Origin of the sequence: Arsenophonus endosymbiont of Aphis craccivora, assembly GCF_013460135.1 — a bacterium.
GTDB classification, from domain to species: Bacteria; Pseudomonadota; Gammaproteobacteria; order Enterobacterales; family Enterobacteriaceae; genus Arsenophonus; species Arsenophonus nilaparvatae.
Map to the genome: position 1 here is coordinate 1,389,182 of NZ_CP038155.1, position 21,488 is coordinate 1,410,669.

Sequence of the window (21,488 nt, forward strand, 5' to 3'; positions counted from 1 at the left end):
TTCTCCCTTAGCCGCGGCACGAGAGATTAATGCCGTTAGTATGGGTGTTGTTGCGCCAATCAATACTCCCCACAAAAAATAGACGGCAATAAACAACCCAGTTTGACGCACAGCTGCAAGCAGCAAGGTTATAAGGAAACAACCGATTATTATGCTCAACATACGCTTTAGGGTGGCGTGCATATTATGAGGTTCGAACCACCGTGCCCAAAATGTAGCAGAAACGATTACACCAGTAGCCTGTAGACCATATGCCAATCCTATCAACCAGTTCGGAGCATTGAAAAGGCTGGTAACATACAGTGAAAACGGGGTTTGCGTTATCATTCTGCTCATTAATAGCAGACTAAGAATAAGCAATAATCCAACCATTGCTCTATTATTGACGGTACGTAAAGTGTTTTTTCCTTCTAGGAGAGGGGAGGCGGTCGATGTGCTTTTAGTCGGGCCATCATCAGGTAATACTAGGAGCACCAAAAGAGCACATAGAGCACAAATAATGGATGCACTCATATTGATCCAGAAAAAGCTCAATAGATAGAGAATAGCTCCGCCAGTGATAGCCCCCAAAAGTGCTCCTGTATTGGTAGAAACCTGCAACCATGCGAATAAACGTGTATGTTGTGATGCCGGTACCATGGCAATACCATAAGCCTGTGCTGGAGCGATATACCCGGCACAAGCGGCCTGAACAAAACGCAGAATAAGTACAATCCATACATCATTTGCGAAGGCTAGTCCTAACTGCGTTAGAGCAAGTCCAGCCAGTGCGCGGATCATCATTGTTTTATTGCCGATCCTGTCACCAACGCGCCCCCAGAACGCGCTTGTCAATATAATGCCTAGCATAGGGGCAATATAAATTCCGGTGCCGGCAAAACTCAGCAGTTCCTGCGATGTCATACTTGCTAAATGTAACGGCCAGAAAGGTCCGCTCATCTCCATTGCGCCCATTGAGAGCAATTGTACGATAAACAAGAACTGAACAATAAACACTACGCTACCTGTCACGCGCATTCTGTTACCACCCTAATTTCCGGCCAACTGGCGGTGATAGGGACGGTGGCACTGTTTTCCCCTATATACTCACAACACCAAAGATAGATTTCATTGATATAAGGCACTGGCACATTAAGGCGTTTTCCAATAGCAACCAAAAGGCTAAGACCACAGGCAATATCTTCCTGAAAGACTCTATGGTGTTGATCAAAAACATATCCTTCTTCATTTTTAGCTTTAATCAGAGGGAGCGGAATTCCTGCGTATGCCTGATTCGTTCTTAAAACACTTAACAATGTACGAGAATCAGCAATAAGATCACCGTAGGCCTCGACGATTTCCTGCTGCAAAGGTTGTACTGAGCTGAGATCGATGTGAAGTGCAGCCTCGGCTGCTTTACGTAGCAACTGATTTTCTTCATCACAACGGGCAAGGAAGTAGGCACCTAACTCTGGGCAATCATTCCACCAACAAGGGATATGGCTAAAGGAATGTTTGTGCCACTGCCACCATGGACCGATTAAACCGTAAATTACGGAGCCATGCATAATTGGATTACCTGGAGTTAGGGTAATTTCGAGGTAATCAGCAAGTAGCATCACAGGTGATTCATAAAGTTGGTTTAGATAACCAATTAATATTTCTGCTATTTCTGGCTTTTCTCTACGGTGTAATGCAACATAAAGATGTGATTTAGCGCCACCAAGTTTGACACTTTTCCCCCGGATAAGCTCAAAAGCAATATGGGAAATATCTTTCATCCCCCATAATACGATGTTAGGAAGAGTTCCTAAACGATACTCTGCCAGCTAGTCAAAACCACCAAAACCAGGAATTGCACCGACAAACACCGGTTGATTACGTGGCAGTGCTGGCTGAATAAGTTTTAGTACATTATCTCTTACATTAATTGGTGTAGTAATTATAATAACATCTGCATCACGGCAAGCTTCATAAGGACACGCTGTTACACAAGAGGGACTCGCTTTTAATAGGGTTCCGTCATTCAATCACGCATGAATTTGCCCACCATTTTTTCTATAGGTGGCAGGAAATTCGGGTTGGCTGCTGAAAAGCGTAACGTCTACTTTAGGATTTTGACTGAATAAAACCGCTGCAAGGTGACCGGTATTACCAGCACCACAGATAGTTACTTTCAGTTTATACTCAGCGATCATGATTTACACTCCAGAATTACGGAAGAAGCAAACCAGTTATCAAGTTGATCCCAGATTTCTGGAGCAGTCAAATCTCGTTCTTTAAGCCATTCTTCATTTAAAATAGTGTGCAGATATTTTTCACCTCCATCAGCGATGACCAGCGCCACATTGCCCTTGATTATCCCTTTACCGATGAGTTCTAGCGCCTTATAAATTGCTCACCCAGTAGAACAGCCAACCAATAAACCAAAACGTCGAGCAAGATAACGGGCTGTTTCAAAAGCGCAAGAATCAGAAACCTGTTCGCCGTAATAAATGCAGCTATAATCTAGCACTAGACCAACCGTATCCCCTTTTGGTGTTCCTGTTCCTGACTGGTAATATGAATCTTGAGCCCGTGTGCAATACCCGTTATCGAACCACCAGTGCCGATGCAGCCTACCCATGCGTCAACCCGACCAATTTGGTGGACAATTTCACTAACCAGATCAGCATACCCACCTGCGTTGGCGGCATTATCAGATTGATTCATAAAGACCGCACCTGATATTTCACTGGCAATCTCGGCTGCCATACGTTGGCGTTCAATAACAGCGACTTCATTTTCACCATAGTCACCCTTAACATAGCGGATCTCAGACCCCAACGCTCGCATGATGGATATTTTGTCCTGAGCAGCATGGTGATCGACAACGGCGATAAATTTAAGACCAAATTCAATAGAGGCTAACGCTAATCCAATACCGGTGTTTCCAGAAGATGACTCAACAATCGTTCCACCCGGTTGGATGCGCCCAGATTTAAGTGCCGCAACAATCATATTTCTGGCCATACGGTCTTTCATACTACCACCAGGGTTATTTTTCTCGACTTTGATGTATAACCGGGAGTCTGCTTGTGTTAATGGCAACTGAATGACAGGAGTATTGCCAATTAAATCAGTTACTTTGCTGAAAATCATTTAAAAATTCCTTAATTGTCAACGGTGACCATCAATTTATTACTGGGATTCATCAATGCGGTAAGTCTTGTTGGTAGTGGATGACGATGGAATTGATTTTCCAGGAAATCCATCTGATAACCGGCAGTGTTAACAAAGACCAAAAGATCCCCAGGTTGAGGTAAGTGAAGAAACGAAATCAGTCGATTAGTAATGACATCTTCATCCAGGCAACTATGCCCAGCAATCCATGCTTTCCCTGGTGAGTGATTTTGAGCGTGATTACTGGATCGAAGATGGATTGGGTCGATTAGAAATTCAGACTTAAACCAGGTCTCGCAAGCACTGAAACTACTACCTTCAACAAATATAACAGAACTGTCATCTGTGTGAGGGCGGACTCGACATACTCGAAATACGCTTATGGCGCTCTGATTTACCAGACTTCTACCTGGCTCAATACAAAGTGTTAAACCTTCCTTACACAAAATATCAGATATACGATCACCTACAGCGTTTTGACTCTCTAGAAATACTGTTAACCATTGTTCAGCATTGAGTTCACCACCATATGGGTAAAAGCACGCAGGAATCTTGCCCGTACGATAATCTGCAAATTTTTGTGAGGATAACCAAGTTTTGTAACACTGACTTTCTACATACTGTACTGGTAACCCTCCTCCGATATCGATAATTCGAGGATCTAATCCAAGGTTACGGGCGTATGTAATTAATGGTAAGGTGTCAAGCAAAGCACTAATCCTTGTTTCAGGAGCATAACCGCTGAGATGAAAATGAAAACCAGCAAGTTCTAGGTGCTTATTGTCTGCCAGAGAATGAAGAGCGATGATAATTTCATCACTTAACATACCAAAACGGCTGGAGCAATTTGCATCTGGACGCAGTCGTAGCAATAGACTAATTTTTTCGAAATTTCCTCTCCAGATCTGAGCAAGTTCAATAATATCCCGTAGTTCCTGATAAGAATCTACCGCAATCCGTGCCCCCTTAAGAATTAGTTCCTGCAAAAAATCACGCGTTTTGGCCGGCCCAGTTGTGCACAGATCAACTCCATGGCATCCAGCACGTATGGCATCATGTAATTCCTGGAGGCTGGAAACATCTGCACCAGCTCCAGCAGATACTGCAGCTTGTAGTAGTGCCTGTGATTTGTTAACTTTTACCCCATAATAAAATTTACTTTTAATACCGAAACTCGCTGTAAACGCAGCCATAGCTTTAAGATTATTAGCCACAGTATGCGGCCAGACGATATTGAGTGGCGAGCTATACATATCCGTTAAGCAGGTAAGAATTTCTGGCGACTGTAGTAACCAGTCAGTAATTACTGGATCGAGGTAGGGAGGTAAATCTCTGTCAAAGTTTACCTGCCAGGAAGTTTTTTGGGGATTAGCAATGTTGAGTAGTGAAGACATTTTTATTACCTCAAAAATCAACGGTTACTGAAGCAAGGAAAGTGCGTGGAGCGCCTTGTGCAATCGTGCTGTAGGAAGCAACGCCTGCCCAGTAATGACGGTCAAACACATTCTGCACATCAAAACGGAAGGTGGCCTGAATACTATAAACTTGAGTTTTATAGGCAAACCCCATATCTACAGTTATCAATGAACCAATGGACTGAGTGTTTGCCTGATTGACATACTGTTTTCCGCTGTAATTTATTTGACTGTTCAGCGAAAGTCCATTTAATACTGGTAAGGCATATTTCACGCCTAGGTTTGCCTGTACTGGAGATACGCTAACAGGTTTATTACCTCGAACACCAGAGGTTGGTGATTTAGTCAGTTCAGCATCAATCAGTGAGAGACTTCCTGTCATGCGTAGACCCTCCAATGGTTCCCCTGAAAGATTCAGTTCGATCCCTCGGTTGCGTTGTTCATTGTTAGTGCTGAAGGTATTATTACTATCAATTGCTCCACTTGGTTTTGTTATTTGGAAGAGTGCAAGGTTAATCAGAAGTTCACCTAGATTATATTTGACCCCGACTTCGTAATGGTTTGAGCGATAAGGTCGCATAACCTGGCCTGAATTCTTAGCAGTTCAAGGAGCTATATCGCCTTTACTAAGTCCTTCAATATAGTTTGCGTATAGTGACAAAGATTGCCATGGTCGATAGACCAGTCCAAGCATTGTGGTAAAGGCCGATTCGTCATACGTCGATGAGCGTTCTCCGTTAGCGGAAAAATTATCGGAACGAACTCTTTGGAAACGAATACCAGGGATAATATCAACACTGCCATCGAGAAGTGTAAGCGTATCGGCTAATGCCAGACCACTCAGTTGGTTTGAATACAGTTGGTTTGAAGATATTTTGGGTACATGAGTTGGGGTAGGTGGCATAGTGACATCTTCTGCTGTTGGAGAGTAAATATTGGAATTAACCTTTTGTCCCCATGTACTAGCAACAGCTAGGCGATCATGATAGTAACTGGCCTGAAACGTCATCTCATGTTCTACTGGTCCGGTTGTAAAATAGCTCTTAGCACCGGTTTCTAAAGTGTAACGATTTACATTAAACCGAAAATTAGTAATAGTTGATACGACATCTCCTCGTTCATTGATAATGTTTGGTGTTTGTTCCGATATGCGTGAGACAAAAGAACGACTACCTCCTGCGTTAGCAAAAAAGGTTACATGATCATTAATGTCGTACTCAGTGTGGAGTAATACACCTTGGTCACGGATCTTCCACCACATTCCCTTTTGAGCAATGTTTTTCTTTCCCTCTGGAGCTGCTGGGACATCAATATTGGGGGAAACGGTAAAAGGTCGGTTAGGTGATTTTGCGTGCTGATATTGATCCAGTAAGTCAAGAGATACCCGGAATCCACCTTTTGCATAATCAAGTGCAAGTGCGCCAAGAGCTGCATTTTTACTGGCATTATTTAGTGATAAATTACCACTATTACCTCCACCATTAAAACGAATTCCCCACATTTCACCATCTGGATTTGACCATAATCGGCCAACATCGATGTAGGTGCCAAATTGGCTATCTAATTCCCAGGTTGTTGTAATCTGAGTAACATCCCTATTGGTTGCACGTTTAGTTACTGCATTGATTACACCGCCAACACCGCCATTAGGTGAAATACCGTACAGCCCAGCACCTGGTCCCTTAAGCACCTCAATGCATTCAAGATATTGGGTTAAGAGTTGATAGTTAGGAGCAACACCATAAACACCATTCAGTGCGACTTCACCAATGTTACCTTCACCAAGAGGAAATCCCCTTATCATAAAGGAATCCAGAATACCGCCAGAAAGAGCGGTAACACGGACTGACGAATCGTGTTGCATAACATCTCCAAGCGTTTTGGCTTGACGATCATTAATATATTTAGAAGTGTAACCTTTGATAATGAACGGGGTATTTTGTACGTTTTTACTTCCTAACAGGCCAATATTGGCTCGTTGTATAATATCGCCATCGTCAGTTTCATTTGATTTTTTTCCGATAACAACAATTGGTTCCTCCTCACTGGCAGCGCTCAGCGTAATGTGGCTAGTAAAAACAAACGTAGTAAGATGGCATAGCAAAATAGTTTTATTACGATTTACTGTCATCGCTTTATTCTCAGAAAGCACTCTTATCAGGCGAGCAGAGCGTTATTAAGACCATGTTGTATACGGTAATCGGTATATTGTTGTAAATGCATTATCATTAATGAACGCGGGAACCATGGATGATGCATGAAATGCTGTCGTTCCTGATCCCAGAATTGTTCATCAAGACGTGGGCGTAGTTCGTTGAAAACACGTTCTAGTTCTTCACCGAGAATGTTCCACATCAGATTATCTGTAATGTGATAAAGATCGGTCAAAAACCAATCAGTTCGTGTAAGTGACTAACAAAGCAAGCATCCACGACGAATGTTCTCACGGGCTCAATGTCGTCTTCAAATACAGTGGATAAAATACCTGGCCATGAATAAGGTTTAAGTTCATAACCTTGTTTACGAAGAGCGGGAGCCCAAGTGCTGCCATCACCAAAGTCACGAATAAGCATTGCCTGCGCCATACCCTTTTCATCAAACAAAATCTGAGTATTTTGTTGATGAGCCTCGAGAGCTACTCCATAAATCAGATACATTGCCAGGACAGGTTTAAGCACAATGTACGCATAATTACGGAACCAGTTACTCGGATCCTGACCCGATAATTCAATAAATTCACTGACTACGGGTAGTGGTTTGTGAGGTAATTCGGTAAATAACGCCGTGACTGTTACTGCCAGCGTATTAGACTCTATTTGCCAAGGTGACGTGTTGAGGAATACGACTGAAAGGAATTCACCTTCCGCATCATGTTTCAGTTCCGGATGAAGGAAATGCCATGCAGTCTCTTCATGGAAGCAATCAAGCATACCATCAAAGCCATTTTCCGCTTTTAAGATCGCATCAATGATTGTACTGATGCGTGGACCCATATGAATCGATTTAGCTTGCACACTGCGCATTTCACTTGTCATCCAGATTGCGACTGGTAATTTGATAAAAGGCAATTTAGATGAGGTTGGTAGCATAGTCCTGAATGACATGGAAGGTGCTGTTTCAAGCATAGGGCCATCGGTCAGGAGTATTCCATCTTTAATTTCTTTCGCAAAATGTTTACGGATCCAGTGTTTGAGATGCCATTGATGGATAGGAAGGGGAAGCCACATGCCAGGTTCGAGTCCTTCATTTTTCAACCACTCACACCATATCGGCCAAGTATCAGGAAAAACCTCTGAAAGACATTGATGAATATCTTTAACATGAGGCATTTTTTCGTAATATGTCATGTCTGCTCGTAAAGCCCCTATACGAAGGGTAACTCGAGCAACAAATTCGGCAGATAAATCTTCAATATCCTGCTCATTCAATCCTGGACGAGATTTCCAGGTTGGATAGTAGGGATGTCTTTCCAGTGCCCCCCATTGATCGAGGAGAGTCGCTCCATCACGTATATCATGGTGTGCCATTACCCATTTGGTAAAAAATCTTTCATCATCCTTTGCCATTTTTTTGGCAATAGTTGCCTGCCAATTCTTCCTGTGTTTTCTAGCCATTCTGTCATTGTGGATGCTATTTGCGACATCATCATTGAATTGGTTTATCCCTTCCATGGTTGGCCTGAAATCAAGATCATTTAGAATAATATCAATCAAATGTTCATGTGTTTGAATCTGTACTTTATGGCCATTGGAACTTTCAAGGAATATATCCCCTCTATTAATAATTGTATTGGCTGGATAAATTGTTGTTTTTTCAAAATGAAGTTTGCTAATGCCATCAGAAAGAGTGTATGAAACCTGATTATTATAAATAATAATTTGTGTCACATCCAATAACTTTTCTGCAAAAAGGCATCGGACTATTCTGGTCAGTGCGTTGCGCATTGAATAATCAAATAAATTGGTATGATTATTCTTATTTGTGCTTAATTTCCCTGGCTGTTCCATCATTTTCTCTTTCTAGGTTAGAGTGTTGAAACTATAAAAATCATACTAATCACGTTACGAGTCTTGAAAAATTCAAGTCACTAAGTTAGCATCAAAATTAATTCATGTAAATAATAATAAATATCATTATCATTCGTATTGTCTATTATCGTGACCAGTTTGCAAAATGGATAAAATTAATTTATTATCAACAAATTAGGTGGTTTTTATGAAGGAAGATGTCACATATCTTTTTGTCCCTGCAAATAAAAAGGAGTCATTTTCTAAAGCTCTTGAATGCGGTGCCGACGCAATAATTATTGACCTAGAAGACTCTGTTCACCCTGCAGAAAAAACTCATGGGCGTGAGAATATTGTGAGTTGGTTTACTGCTGTGCATGGGGATTCGATTACAACGAAAATTTATATCAGGATTAACCATCCAGAATGTGTTGACTTTATTCAAGATGTAAAAATGCTAAATTCATTAGGGGGGCTTCGATAACAGGTATTATGGTGCCCAAAATGGAATCTGGCGATACGATAGATAGAATAAAAAATAATTTAACAGATAAACTGACAGAACTCCCATTTATTGGCATCATCGAAACAGACCGAGGAGTACACTGCTCTTACGCTATTGCTACAAATGGTATTACAAGAATAGCATTTGGCTCTCTGGATTATTCCCTGGATATAAATTGTCAGCAAACGTCGGATGCATTTCTTTACGCACGGAGCCAAATTGTTGTAGCCTCACGTGTTGCTAACCTTTCAGCTCCAATTGATTGTGTTACCCCTGATTTTTTTCATCCGATACTTTGTCTGTTGATGCACAACACGCTCAATCATTCGGTTTTGGTGCGAAATTATGTATTCATCCAAAACAAGTTTCTATTGTAGCTAAAGTGTTCTCGCCAAGTGAGGAGCAAAAATAATGGGCCAATAAGGTTATTGAGCAATCGAAAGATAATTACGCTTTTTAGGTAGAAGGAGTTATGGTCGATTTACCATTGATAAAGCAGGCTTCACGTCTACTGGGAAAAAGTGACAGAAAATTTAAATAAAAATAATTACTGAAAAGATAGAATAGACAAGGATCACTCACATATCGTCAATATTGTACGTCAAGTATGCGAGATGTTTGACATGATTGTTTTTTACTAAGCCATCAATAAATAGCACGGCGTAACAATGCGCTAACTTTAGATTCCAGTCTGACTGTTTCAACCATTAACCAGTCAGTGGGGGAATTTTTGAGCTAGGAATTAAGGGTATTGCGATGGATAATGGTGTCGATTATTCATTAGCACTATTTTAGATCCGGCAGAATCACTTTACCCAATTAGATAACAATGCTCCGCGACGTCCGGATGGCGCTAGTGTTTATTATGCTATTGATGGTATTAAAACCCGAGGTTTTAAAGTTGAATTCAGCGGTCAGATCACCGATGATTGGAAAATTTATGCCGGTTATACCCAGTTCCGAGGTGTAGATTCGGATGGTAAACGTATCAATAGAGAAAGGCCAAATAGATTATTTAAACTGTTTTCAACTTATACTTTGCCAGGAGTGATGAACAATCTAACGATTGGTGGTGGCGTTAACTGGCAAGATCAGAGCTCGATGGGCCGCGTAAGAAACCGGTTAAAGCTGAACAGGCAAGCTTTGCTGTTGTTAACTTGAAGGGGCGTTATCAATTTAACACCAGCGCTTTCGCTAACAGTTAATTTGAATAATATGTTTGATAAAACTTCTTACACGCAATTAGATGATTACAAACAATATTACTATGGTGCCCCTAGTAATATTGAAGCAACACTCAATTATCAGTTTTAATTAAATCATAGATTTAAAGGTTATTAATAATGGTACTGCTGCGACAACGATTAATATTTTATAAAATGGGGTTCACAGTACCATTGGTATTAATGATAATTTTATTAACAGCTTGTGATAGACAGACAGTAGTAAGCAATTTAGCGTCAGAGACTATCGGTTATCCTAAAACTATCATTAACGCACTTGGCAAAGCGGAAATTGACCAATCACCGCGACGGATTGTAGCATGGGGAAGCGGTAGTGAGGATATCTTATTAGCCCTTGGGATCGTGCCTATTGCGATTGAGTCACATTATTGGGGTGGTGATATACAAGGATATTTACCCTGGTTTAAGGAAGAAATTGAACGGCGTGGCGCCAGGTTACCGGTTATCATTGAAATGTATCCAGAATTGGATATAGAAAAATTATTAAATTAAAACCTGATTTAATTCTGGCAACCCAATCAGGTATCACCCAAGCGGATTTTAATGCGTTATCTTATTTTGCTCCGGTAGTGGGATATCCAGATAAACCCTGGCAGACAACACAGCAACAACAAATTAAATTAATTGCTAATGCATTAGATAAACAACCGCAGGGAAAAAAATTGAGCGCTGAACTTGATGCGATGTTAGTCGCAGCCGGTCATCGCATACCTAATATACAAAACTATCAATTTGCTTATATTAAGGCTGGGACGACAGCTAATAGTTTATCCATTTATATAAAAAATGATCCACGGGTAGATACATTGGTTCATATTGGTTTGTCATTATTGCCATTGGCAAAAACCGTCACGGCTACTTTTGGTAGTTTTGCTGTCAACATTGGTTTGGAAAATGCTGATTTACTGAATGATGCTGATATTTTGTTGACCTGGTATAAGAGCGAAAAAGAGCGACAACAAACCGAATCTCAGCCGCTATTTCAATCGATACTGGCAGTTCGTCAGGGCGTTTATATTCCATTAACGGATCAAGCGCTAGTCATGTCTATGTCGTATGGCTCGCTACTCAGTTTACGTTGGGGATTACCAAAATTTATGTAATTACTGCAGCAGGAGTTAGTCAAGCATGATAAATCCTAAGCGGCGTATTTCCCGGGTGTTGGGATTAATATTAATGTTGCTATTGACCTGCCTTTGTATTCTGGCTAGTTTAAGTTTTGGTTCAAAACCCGTACCGTTATCAGCAGTTTGGCAACATTATTGGTTTAATAGTCAAGTTAATTATTATGATTTAATCATTGAGGCACGAGAGTCCCGTACCTTTATTGGATTAATGGCGGGGGCAGCGTTAGCGTTAGCAGGCGCAGTGACGCAAGGATTGCTGCGTAATCCGCTTGGCGATCCTGGTTTATTAGGCATCAATGCCGGTGCAGCAGCGGCGGTGGTTTTTTGCTCTTTAGTGCCAGTACTAACTAATGTCTCTCATTTTTGGGCAGCTTTTGTTGGCGCTAGTTTATCCACTTTACTGTTTTATTTTATGAGTGGTAGTCGCCTTAATACTAACCCGGTAAGGCTAATTTTAACCGGCGTCGCTATCAATGCTTGTTTATTGGCGGTAGTGCAAGGCATTGTTCTAATCAACCCACAAGCGATGGATAGTTATCGTTTTTGGATCATGGGCGCTTTAAATGCAGTATCGTTAACAGAGGCTGGTTGGTTAATCCCTTATTTATTAGTGGCTATTATCTTAACATTTTCACTGAGTGCCGCATTAAATATTATAGTCTTTGGTGACGGCATTGTGCATTCTCTGGGGGGTAATGTCGCGCGTACCCGTCTATTGTCGCTATTAAGTGTTAGCATGCTGGCGGCTGTTGCAACCGCAATGGCTGGTCCGATTGCTTTTATAGGTTTAGTGGCGCCACATTTAATGCGAGCCTGGATAGGTAGTGATTTTCGTTGGTTATTGCCTGATAGCATGTTAGCCGGCTCATGTTTGTTATTAATATCTGATGTGATAGCACGACTAGTCATTGCGCCAGAAGAAGTAATGGTTGGTACTATTACCGCGGTAGTTGGTGCGCCTTTGCTTTATTGGGTAGCCAAAAAACCAACTGATAGCAGGATGGCAGAATAAAGTATGATGCAGATCGAATTGTCAGCTAATCAAACGGGCACTAAAACATTTGGCATAGGAAATATACGATTTATTGCTCCTTCATGGCAGACGTCCAGTAGAATATTATTCTTATTTCTTTTGTTAGTTTTATTTTTATATCTAATTTTAGCGTTTGGACGGGAAGGGATAGATAACCCTTGGTTAGAGATGAACACCCGTTATCAGCAATTTATTCTATTACAGATCCGTTTACCTAGAGCATTAGTTGCCATCGGTGCGGGTATGACGCTGGCGCTTTCAGGCGCACTTTTTCAGATCACTACGCGTAATGCATTAGGCAGTCCAGATATTATTGGTATTAATGCCGGAGCAGCGGTTGGCATTATGGTGGCGTTATTATTCTAGCCTGGTGTTTTACCTATTCCTGTTGGAGCGTTAATAGGGGCTGTTGTTGCGGTATTATTGGTTTATGTTGCTAATGGCGCCGTAAATGGCGCAATACAGACGGCTAAAATTGTGCTCTCAGGTATTGCTGTAGCTGCTTTATGTATGGCGTTGGTTGATTTTGCTATTTCGAATACGCCTATTGAGCAGGCGCAACACATTCGGTCACTGTTAAGTGGCAGTTTGGCTAATCGTGGTTGGCAGGATGTTGTGCTGATCAGTAGTATGTTGGTTTTTATGTCAATTCTGTTTTGGTTGGGTAAGCAGTTGAAATATATCAGTTTAGGTAATGATATCGCTATTACACTTGGTGCTCCTGTTCGGTTGGTGCAAATTATCAGCATATTATTAGCGATTATTTTTGCCACCCTATCAGTATTGGTTGTTGGGCCGGTTGCTTTTGTTGCGCTAGCTGCACCGCAAATTGCCCGGCGACTCATTTTGCATAAAGTTGTAGCACTATTTTGTTCTATGCTAGTTGGCGCTTTATTAATGTTGAGTGCTGATTTTATTACTCTAATATTGCCCACGCCTGGGCGTTTAACGGTAGGTTTAGTCACGGCAGTCATTGGTGGGATTTATTTAATGTACTTATTGTATATGGAATTTAGGAGAATAGGCTAATGGTATCATCTACTCATTCTCCCTTTGTTGCTTCAAGGCTGACAGCCCATGATGTCTCTGTTGGATATGGTAAAAAAAGCATTATTAAAGATGTAAATATAGCTATTTATGATAACGAATTTAGTGTCATTATCGGACATAACGGCTGTGGTAAATCAACCTTATTAAAAACCTTTAGTCGTATTATTCAGCCACAGTCTGGTGAAATTCGTTTAGATGGTAATGATGTTTTCCATGCTAAACCTAAATGGGTTGCTCGGCAGCTATCATTATTAGCACAAGGCGATGTTATCACTGAACCATTGACTATCTATGAACTTGTTTCACGCGGACGTTATCCTTATCAATCTTTTTTATTAAAGTGGTCAGCAGAAGATGAACGGGCGGTACATGATGCACTAAAGGCGGTAGATCTTTGGCCTATGGCGCAAAAATTAGTCAGTGAATTATCAGGCGGTCAGCGTCAGCGAGTCTGGTTTGCGATGACACTTGCTCAACAAACGCCCATCATTTTATTAGATGAACCAACAACCTATTTAGATATAGCCCATCAAATTGAAATGCTTGATCTTTGTCAACGTTTGCATCAGCAAGGGAAAACGTTAGTGTTGGTGCTGCATGACATTAACCTAGCTTTACGTTATGCCTCGCGTCTAATTATGATGAAAGAGGGGCAAATCTATGCTGAAGGAAAACCTGAAAAAATTATTACTGAACAGAATATTAAAAATGTATTTGGTTTGCCATGCCGTATTATTTAAGATCCTGAATCGGGTAAACCATTAATTATTCCAAAATATAAAATAAATAAATAATCGAGAGAATATTTTTTATATTTTTAGGAGGCTTTGTTGAATAAATCAGAATTAGCCGCCAGGATGGCTCCCTCTGCTACAGCTGTTATCCGATCCTGTGCTACAGCTGTTATCCGATCCTGACGCTGTGTGGCATACCCAACAACGTCATACGGTTCAGCGCTTTGACCATCGCCATTGCTTCACCTACCTGAGCCTCATAGTCACGCAGGCTCAGATGGCCACCCAGCAAAGTTTTTATGCGGAACATCGCTGTTTCTGCCACTGAACGCCGGTGATAACCCACTTTCTTTTTCCACATATCATTACTCCTGCTCAGACGCTGATTCGCCACCGCATGGTTACGTTCATGGTACTTGTCCGGCCAGTATTTCGCTCCGCTTCGCGGCGGGATAAGGGGCCTGATTTTCTTTCTTAGCAACGCATCGTGGCAGTAACAGGCGTCATAAGCACCGTCTGCTGACACTTCCCTGATTTTCCGGTGGGTTTGGTTAATCAGGCCCGGCAGTGCCTGCGCATCTGTCGTTCCGCTGAGCGATAAGTCGGCACAGATAATCTCATGAGTCACACTGTCTGCTGCCAGATGAAGCTTGCGCCACACTCTTCGTCTGTCAGCCCCATGCTGCCTGACTTTCCATTCACCTTCGCCAAAGACCTTCAGACCGGTACTGTCGATGACCAGATGCGAGATTTCACCACGCGTTGGCGTTTTTATGCTGATGTTGACGCTCTTTGCTCGTCTGCTGACCAGCGAGTAGTCCGGACAGCACAGCGGCAAAGACATGAGTTTAAAAATCGAATCAACGAAGCCCTGTAATGCCCGGAGCGACAGGTTAAACACACGCTTCATCATCAGGACAGTGGTAACAGCCATATCGCTGTAGTAAAGCGGCCGGCCACGACCTTCAGGCGAAGAACTGTCAGTCCATCCAGCGATGGCCGACTCATCAAGCCAGACCGTCAGGGAACCGCGTTGTCTGAGTGCCTTGTTGTACGCGGGCCAGTTGGTAATTTTAAACTTTTGCTTTGCCATGGGGACCTGATGTTGAAACGAATTTAGCGATCAGCTCCGCCAATCACCTAAAAGTTCGATTTATTCAACAAAGCCATTATTGCTATTATTGCTATTATTGCTATTATTGCTATTATTGCTATTATTGCTATTATTGCTATTATTGCTATTATTGCTATTGTAGGCCTTGGTTATGTTGGTTTACCTTTAATGCTTAGATACAATGAAATTGGTTATAAAGTAATCGGGGTCGATATTGATAATACTAAAGTAACTCAACTAAATAACAGTGAAAGTTATATCGAACATATTTCTTCAGAAAGAATTCATTCTGCTATACAACATAACTTTAAAGCTACAACGGATTTTTCTTATATTACTGAATGTGACGTTATTATTCTTTGTGTCCCTACCCCATTAAATAAATATCGAGAACCTGACATTAGCTTTATTGTTAATACAATGGAGAAAATTCAACCTTTCTTACGTAAAGGACAGTGATTATCTTTGGAAAGCACAACTTATCCAGGTACAACTGAAGAAGAATTATTACCAAGAATTGAAGAAAAAGGTTTTAAAGTTGTAAAAGATATATTTCTTTTCTATTCTCCTGAACGTGAAGATCCGGGTAATCCTAATTTTGAAACCAGAACGATCCCTAAAGTAATTGGTGGATGTACTGAAGCATGTCTGAAAATTGGTCAATCAATTTAAGGTCAAGCAATAGATAAGGTAGTACCAGTGAGCTCAATGAAAGCTGCTGAGATGACGAAGTTATTGGAAAATATTCATCGTGCCGTTAATATTGGTTTGGTTAATGAAATGAAAATCGTGGCAGATAAAATGGATATTGATATTTTAAAGTTATCCAAGCTGCAGCACCAAAACCATTTGGATTTACACCCTATTATCCAGGGCCTGGATTAGGTGGACATTGCATTCCTATCGATCCATTCTATTTAACCTGGAAAGCACGATAATATGGTGTTAATACTCGATTCATAGAATTATCAGGTGAAATTAACCGAGCTATGCCTGAATATGTGTTGAATAAATTGATTGATGGCCTAAATAAACAAGGTAAGGCATTAAAAGGTAGTAGAATATTATTATTAGGTATTGCTTATAAGAAAAATGTTGATGACATGAGAGAGTCCCCAGCAGTGGAATTAATGGAGATTATTCAACAAAAAGGTGCTATCGTTTCTTATAGCGATCCTCATGTGCCAAAATTTCCTCATATGCGCGAGCATCATTTCGATTTAACCAGTGAAGACCTTACAGCAGAAAGTATCGATTCATTTGATGCTCTTGTCTTAACAACTGATCATGATAAATTTGACTATCCACTTATTAAAATTCATGAAAAGTTACTCATTGATACTCGTGGGATTTATCGAGAACCCGCAAAAAATATAGTTAAAACGTAATATCACTATATTAATTTTAAGTTAATGGATTAAATATTATGAAAAAATTTGTTTTAATTGGCGCAGCAGGCTATATCGGGCCTCGTCATATGAAAGCAATTACAGAAACTAATAATGAATTAACTGTTGCTTATGACATCAATGACTCGGTTGTAATTATTGATAGTATATCTCCACAAAGCGAGTTTTTTACTGAATTTGAGCGTTTTTATGATTATGCCCATCGTTTACAGCGTAACTCAGCTACAAAATTAGACTATGTAGCGATATGTTCGCCAAACTATTTTCACCTTTCCCATATAACAGCCGGTTTGCGTCTTGGTTGTGATGTTATTTGTGAAAAACCCTTAGTTCCAACACTTGAGCAGTTGGATGAACTGGTTTTAGTTGAAAAAGAGACGGGTAAAAAAGTTTATAATATTCTGCAATTGCGACATCATCAGGCAATTTTAGCACTAAAAGAAAAAGTGGCTCACAATAACAGAGCCGATAAATATGATGTTGTTCTAACTTATATTACTTCCCGCGGCAAATGGTATATGGAAAGTTGGAAAGGTGATCCCGGCAAATCATTTGGGTTTGCAACCAATATTGGAGTACATTTCTTTGATATGCTCCATTTTATATTTGGTAAGTTAGAAAAAAATTAATTGCATTACACCGATGAGCAAAAAGCAGCGGGTTATCTCGAATATGAAAAAGCGCGAGTTCGTTGGTTCTTCTCTATAGATGCTAAAGATTTACCTGAAGCAGTTAAAGGCAAACAAACAACTTATCGCTCAATTACGATTGATGATGAGGAAATTGAGTTTTCTAAAGGGTTTACTGATTTGCATACCATTAGTTATCAAGAGATATTAGCAGGACGTGGCTATGGTTTGAATGATGCGTGCCACTGTATTGAAACAGTAGATACGATAAGATCTGCATCACCTACTGTGGCTAAAGCGCAAGAAGGTCATCCTTTTCTGCCTAAATTAATTAAATAATCATTATGGTAAATATCAAGAGCTATTATCAGCAGCCCAGCGCTATTATTGACGAAGGAGCGCAAATCTGTAATGGAACTCGAGTATGGCATTTTGTGCATGTCTGTGGTGGAGCGGTTATCGGAGAAAATGTTTCATTAGGGCAAAACGTTTTTGTTGGTAATAGAGTTATCATTGGAAATTATTGTAAAATTCAAAATAATGTATCTGTTTATGATAATGTCATCCTTGAAGAAGGCGTATTTTGTGGGCCTAGCATGGTGTTTACCAATGTCTATAATCCTCGCTCGCTGATTGAGCGTAAAGATCAATATCATAATACACTCATTAAAAAAGGCGCTACCTTAGTGGCTAATTGCACTATTGTTTGTGGGATAACCATTGGAAAATTTGCATTTATTGGTGCAGGAGCAGTAGTGAATAAAGATGTGTCTGACTATGCGTTAATGGTTGGTGTACCAGCTAAGCAGATTGGTTGGATGAGTGAATTTGGCGAGCAATTGGAACTGCCATTGAATGGAGATGCGGAAACAATTTGTCCCCATACTGGTAATAAATATCGCTTAAGAGACAATAAAGTTGAGCGTGTGAAAGCATAAACCAGATAGTAAAAATTAAAAGAGATAATAGAAAAATGATGCAATTTATTGACTTGAACACCCAACAAGCGCGTATTAAAAATAAAATCAATCTGGCTATTCAACGCGTATTATCTCATGGTAAATATATTCTTGGACCAGAAGTTATCGAATTAGAAGAAAAACGTGCAGACTATGTTGGCTCCAAATATTGCATCAGTGTGGCCAATGGTACTGATGCGTTACAGATTGCTCAAATGACTTTTGGTATTGGTCCTGGTGATGAAGTAATTACTCCAGGATTGACATATATAGCAACCGCTGAAACAGTGGCACTGTTAGGCGCTAGACCAGTATATGTTGATGTATGCCATAAAAATTATAATTTAGATCCGCAAAAACTTGAAGCCGCTATCACGGCAAGAACAAAAGCGATTATTCAGGTATCACTTTATGGTCAATGTGCAGATTTTGATGCGATTAACATGATTGCCAGCAAATATAATATTCCTGTTATCGAAGATGCCGCACAAAGTTTTGGCGCGACCTATAAAGGCAACTATTCATGTAATTTAACGACAATTGCTTGTACCAGCTTTTTCCCAAGTAAACCGCTTAGTTGCTATGGTGATGGTGGCGCAATTTTTACTAATGATGAACAATTAGCATTAGTAATAAGACAGATTGCGCGACATGGTCAGGATCGCCGTTATCATCATATCCGGGTTGGTGTTAATAGTCGTTTGGATACTTTGCAAGCGGCGATATTATTAACAAAGTTAGAAATTTTTGCCGAAGAAATACAACTGCGCCAGCAAGTCGCTAAACGCTATGATTTTATGTTAAATCAAGCAGGTATAACAACGACTCCGTATATTGAAACATATAATACCAGTGCTTATGCACAATATACTATTCAAGTGGAAAACCGCGAGTTAATACAAACTCAATTAAAAACAGCAGGCATACCTACAGCAGTTCATTATCCCATCCCTTTAAATAAACAACCTGTTGTTGCAGATAATGCAGTAGAATTATCTGTTGGTGATGCTATAGCAGAAAAAGTAATCAGCTTACCGATGCATCCATATTTGACAGAAAGTACACAGGATAAAATAATTCAGGTGTTAAAAGGGCTCTTTTTGTGATCAGAAAAATAGTGCCACAAACTGAATTTGCCCGCAATGTAGTAACTTTAATGACAGGTACAACTATTGCACAGGCAATACCAATAGCAATAAGCCCTTTGCTAACAAGAATTTATACCCCAAAAGACTTTGGTGTATTGGCACTTTTTATTTCAATAATAGCTATTTTAGGGAGTATTGCTAATGCCAGATATGAACTGGCAATCATGTTACCTGAAAAAGGGCTTTGTTGAATAAATCAGAATTAGCCGACAGGATGGCTCCCTCTGCTACAGCTGTTATCCGATCCTGACGCTGTGTGGCATACCCAACAACGTCATACGGTTCAGCGCTTTGACCATCGCCATTGCTTCACCTACCTGAGCCTCATAGTCACGCAGCCTCAGATGGCCACCCAGCAAAGTTTTTATGCGGAACATCGCTGTTTCTGCCACTGAACGCCGGTGATAACCCACTTTCTTTTTCCACATATCATTACTCCTGCTCAGACGCTGATTCGCCACCGCATGGTTACGTTCATGGTACTTGTCCGGCCAGTATTTCGCTCCGCTTCGCGGCGGGATAAGGGGCCTGATTTTCCGGTGGGTTTGGTTAATCAGGCCCGGCAGTGCCTGCGCATCTGTCGTTCCGCTGAGCGATAAGTCGGCACAGATAATCTCATGATTCACACTGTCTGCTGCCAGATGAAGCTTGCGCCACACTCTTCGTCTGTCAGCCCCATGCTGCCTGACTTTCCATTCACCTTCGCCAAAGACCTTCAGACCGGTACTGTCGATGACCAGATGCGAGATTTCACCACGCGTTGGCGTTTTTATGCTGATGTTTACGCTCTTTGCTCGTCTGCTGACCAGCGAGTAGTCCGGACAGCACAGCGGCAAAGACATGAGTTTAAAAATCGAATCAACGAAGCCCTGTAATGCCCGTAGCGACAGGTTAAACACACGCTTCATCATCAGGACAGTGGTAACAGCCATATCGCTGTAGTAAAGCGGCCGGCCACGACCTTCAGGCGAAGAACTGTCAGTCCATCCAGCGATGGCCGACTCATCAAGCCAGACCGTCAGGGAACCGCGTTGTCTGAGTGCCTTGTTGTACGCGGGCCAGTTGGTAATTTTAAACTTTTGCTTTGCCATGGGGACCTGATGTTGAAACGAATTTAGCGATCAGCTCCGCCAATCACCTAAAAGTTCGATTTATTCAACAAAGCCGGATATATCATGAATATAAAGCTTGGATATTTCCAGTAGTGTCAGCTAGTTTTTTAGCTAGTTGCGATGATAAAAAGCAGATGTGGTGCCCGGAGGCGGAATCGAACCACCGACACGAGGATTTTCAATCCTCTGCTCTACCGACTGAGCTATCCGGGCAACGCCGCGCATTAAACCCTATTCCACACAACTCGTCAATGTATTTCCGGTCAAAAATGCGAAATCATGCTTATTTGCTGTTTTTTTGAACCACGAGATAATGACTATCTTTTTTGTAAATTATTTTTTAATTTAATGCATCATTCTTTCTACATTTAGCAATAGTTAAGATATCTTCTGCTAGTAGTTTGGCGATCAAAACATCTTCAATATTTCTCTTAACCACTAATTTGCTTAGACAAACTTCTAAAATTAACTCCATTTGCTTAGCAACTTGCTCGCTGTCGTCTATATCTAGTTGCCTTAGCAGCTCAAGACTAAAATTAAAAGACAATTTTTTTGCTGTTCACTCAGTTTATGACTTGGATGCTCTGGATCTGGAAAAATACTGCATGCAGCAATAAATAGGCAGCCTGGAAAGCGATTATCGCTGACTTTTTGAGCTAACTGGTTATAACGGGCTAATAGTTTTTCTTCCGGAGAAAGTTGGTCATTGAGTTGTATCTGCCGCTGCCAGGTCTCAATTTGTTGACTATGGTGACGTAAACAATCATAAAGCAACGCTTCATTATTTGGCCAAAATTGACGCGATTTATTGAATTCTACTTTAAGTTTATTAAGTGATATTTCAATATTACAGCCAATGCC

The 21,488-nt window shown here is 40.8% G+C and carries 17 protein-coding genes, 1 tRNA gene and 7 pseudogenes; 13 read left to right on the forward strand and 12 right to left on the reverse strand.

Translation table 11 applies throughout. The features are described from left to right. The 8 genes and pseudogenes from E3U36_RS07170 to E3U36_RS07195 all read right to left on the reverse strand — a co-directional run. A pseudogene (locus tag E3U36_RS07170) lies at window positions 1-1,017 on the reverse strand (MFS transporter); the annotation flags it as partial. Further along, window positions 1,008-2,177, reverse strand: a pseudogene (locus E3U36_RS07175) (NAD/NADP octopine/nopaline dehydrogenase family protein). The pseudogenes E3U36_RS07170 and E3U36_RS07175, both read right to left, overlap by 10 nt. After that, complete coding sequence (locus tag E3U36_RS12650; protein ID WP_238337422.1) at window positions 2,174-2,326, reverse strand: hypothetical protein; 153 nt, start codon at window positions 2,324-2,326, stop codon at window positions 2,174-2,176. Before E3U36_RS12650 ends, E3U36_RS07175 begins: the two are co-directional and overlap by 4 nt. 167 nt (window positions 2,327-2,493) lie before the next feature. Next, the gene (locus E3U36_RS07180; RefSeq protein WP_238337423.1) at window positions 2,494-3,120 is read right to left on the reverse strand and encodes a PLP-dependent cysteine synthase family protein; all 627 of its coding nucleotides are present in this window, start codon (window positions 3,118-3,120) and stop codon (window positions 2,494-2,496) included. An 11-nt stretch (window positions 3,121-3,131) separates the two neighbouring features. Then, window positions 3,132-4,535: a Y4yA family PLP-dependent enzyme gene (locus E3U36_RS07185; RefSeq protein ID WP_180816022.1), complete on the reverse strand. Its 1,404-nt coding sequence runs from the start codon at window positions 4,533-4,535 to the stop codon at window positions 3,132-3,134. Window positions 4,536-4,545: 10 nt separating this feature from the next. Continuing rightward, window positions 4,546-6,687: pseudogene (locus tag E3U36_RS07190) on the reverse strand (TonB-dependent receptor). Window positions 6,688-6,713: 26 nt separating this feature from the next. After that, window positions 6,714-6,944 carry a hypothetical protein gene (locus E3U36_RS13230; RefSeq protein ID WP_369412936.1) on the reverse strand — a complete coding sequence of 77 codons (231 nt, stop codon included), beginning with the start codon at window positions 6,942-6,944 and terminating at the stop codon, window positions 6,714-6,716. Then, complete coding sequence (locus tag E3U36_RS07195; protein ID WP_369412937.1) at window positions 6,941-8,566, reverse strand: IucA/IucC family protein; 1,626 nt, start codon at window positions 8,564-8,566, stop codon at window positions 6,941-6,943. The genes E3U36_RS13230 and E3U36_RS07195 overlap by 4 nt, the downstream gene beginning before the upstream one ends. A 205-nt stretch (window positions 8,567-8,771) precedes the next feature. Here E3U36_RS07195 and E3U36_RS12980 point away from each other — a divergent pair, with 205 nt between their 5' ends. From E3U36_RS12980 to E3U36_RS07220, 7 genes and pseudogenes are all read left to right on the forward strand, one after another. After that, on the forward strand, window positions 8,772-9,047 hold the full coding sequence (locus E3U36_RS12980; protein WP_255479106.1) for an aldolase/citrate lyase family protein: 276 nt from the start codon (window positions 8,772-8,774) through the stop codon (window positions 9,045-9,047). Between the two features lie 20 nt (window positions 9,048-9,067). After that, entirely contained in the window at window positions 9,068-9,445 is a 378-nt protein-coding gene (locus E3U36_RS12985) for an aldolase/citrate lyase family protein (RefSeq protein ID WP_255479107.1), read from the forward strand. A gap of 1,029 nt (window positions 9,446-10,474) precedes the next feature. After that, window positions 10,475-10,804 (forward strand): TroA family protein, encoded by a 330-nt coding sequence (locus E3U36_RS12655; protein ID WP_238337424.1) that lies wholly within the window; start codon window positions 10,475-10,477, stop codon window positions 10,802-10,804. Window positions 10,805-10,836: 32 nt separating this feature from the next. Beyond that, entirely contained in the window at window positions 10,837-11,415 is a 579-nt protein-coding gene (locus tag E3U36_RS12660; RefSeq protein WP_238337554.1) for an ABC transporter substrate-binding protein, read from the forward strand. A gap of 25 nt (window positions 11,416-11,440) precedes the next feature. Beyond that, on the forward strand, window positions 11,441-12,451 hold the full coding sequence (locus E3U36_RS07210; protein ID WP_180816024.1) for a FecCD family ABC transporter permease: 1,011 nt from the start codon (window positions 11,441-11,443) through the stop codon (window positions 12,449-12,451). Window positions 12,452-12,457: 6 nt separating this feature from the next. Beyond that, window positions 12,458-13,501, forward strand: a pseudogene (locus tag E3U36_RS07215) (FecCD family ABC transporter permease). Further along, entirely contained in the window at window positions 13,501-14,262 is a 762-nt protein-coding gene (locus E3U36_RS07220) for an ABC transporter ATP-binding protein (protein ID WP_180816025.1), read from the forward strand. The pseudogene E3U36_RS07215 and the gene E3U36_RS07220 overlap by 1 nt, the downstream one beginning before the upstream one ends. A gap of 163 nt (window positions 14,263-14,425) precedes the next feature. Here the strand turns inward: E3U36_RS07220 and E3U36_RS07225 are convergent, their stop codons facing one another. Continuing rightward, a complete protein-coding gene (locus tag E3U36_RS07225) occupies window positions 14,426-15,349 on the reverse strand; it encodes an IS5 family transposase (RefSeq protein WP_180815966.1) in 924 nt (307 codons plus the stop codon). Here E3U36_RS07225 and E3U36_RS07230 point away from each other — a divergent pair. The 6 genes and pseudogenes from E3U36_RS07230 to E3U36_RS07255 all read left to right on the forward strand — a co-directional run bounded on the left by E3U36_RS07230 (window position 15,343) and on the right by E3U36_RS07255 (window position 19,706). Then, window positions 15,343-15,546 (forward strand): hypothetical protein, encoded by a 204-nt coding sequence (locus E3U36_RS07230; RefSeq protein WP_180816027.1) that lies wholly within the window; start codon window positions 15,343-15,345, stop codon window positions 15,544-15,546. The genes E3U36_RS07225 and E3U36_RS07230 overlap by 7 nt on opposite strands. After that, window positions 15,452-16,758 (forward strand): annotated as a pseudogene (locus E3U36_RS07235) (nucleotide sugar dehydrogenase). The gene E3U36_RS07230 and the pseudogene E3U36_RS07235 overlap by 95 nt, the downstream one beginning before the upstream one ends. A 38-nt stretch (window positions 16,759-16,796) precedes the next feature. After that, window positions 16,797-17,747 (forward strand): annotated as a pseudogene (locus E3U36_RS07240) (Gfo/Idh/MocA family oxidoreductase). 5 nt (window positions 17,748-17,752) lie between these two features. After that, the gene (locus E3U36_RS07245) at window positions 17,753-18,346 is read left to right on the forward strand and encodes an acyltransferase (RefSeq protein ID WP_180816028.1); all 594 of its coding nucleotides are present in this window, start codon (window positions 17,753-17,755) and stop codon (window positions 18,344-18,346) included. A gap of 35 nt (window positions 18,347-18,381) precedes the next feature. After that, a complete protein-coding gene (locus tag E3U36_RS07250) occupies window positions 18,382-19,473 on the forward strand; it encodes a DegT/DnrJ/EryC1/StrS family aminotransferase (protein WP_180816030.1) in 1,092 nt (363 codons plus the stop codon). An 11-nt stretch (window positions 19,474-19,484) separates the two neighbouring features. After that, complete coding sequence (locus tag E3U36_RS07255) at window positions 19,485-19,706, forward strand: hypothetical protein (protein WP_180816032.1); 222 nt, start codon at window positions 19,485-19,487, stop codon at window positions 19,704-19,706. Window positions 19,707-19,751: 45 nt separating this feature from the next. On the opposite strand, the gene E3U36_RS07260 is transcribed toward E3U36_RS07255, so the two are convergent. From E3U36_RS07260 to dicD, 3 genes and pseudogenes are all read right to left on the reverse strand, one after another. Further along, window positions 19,752-20,606, reverse strand: coding sequence for an IS5 family transposase (locus E3U36_RS07260; RefSeq protein ID WP_180816033.1), 855 nt, complete (start codon window positions 20,604-20,606; stop codon window positions 19,752-19,754). A gap of 158 nt (window positions 20,607-20,764) precedes the next feature. Next, a tRNA-Phe gene (locus tag E3U36_RS07265) sits at window positions 20,765-20,840 on the reverse strand. Between the two features lie 127 nt (window positions 20,841-20,967). Continuing rightward, window positions 20,968-21,485 (reverse strand): annotated as a pseudogene (gene dicD, locus E3U36_RS07270) (division control transcriptional repressor DicD). Window positions 21,486-21,488: the final 3 nt, after the last annotated feature.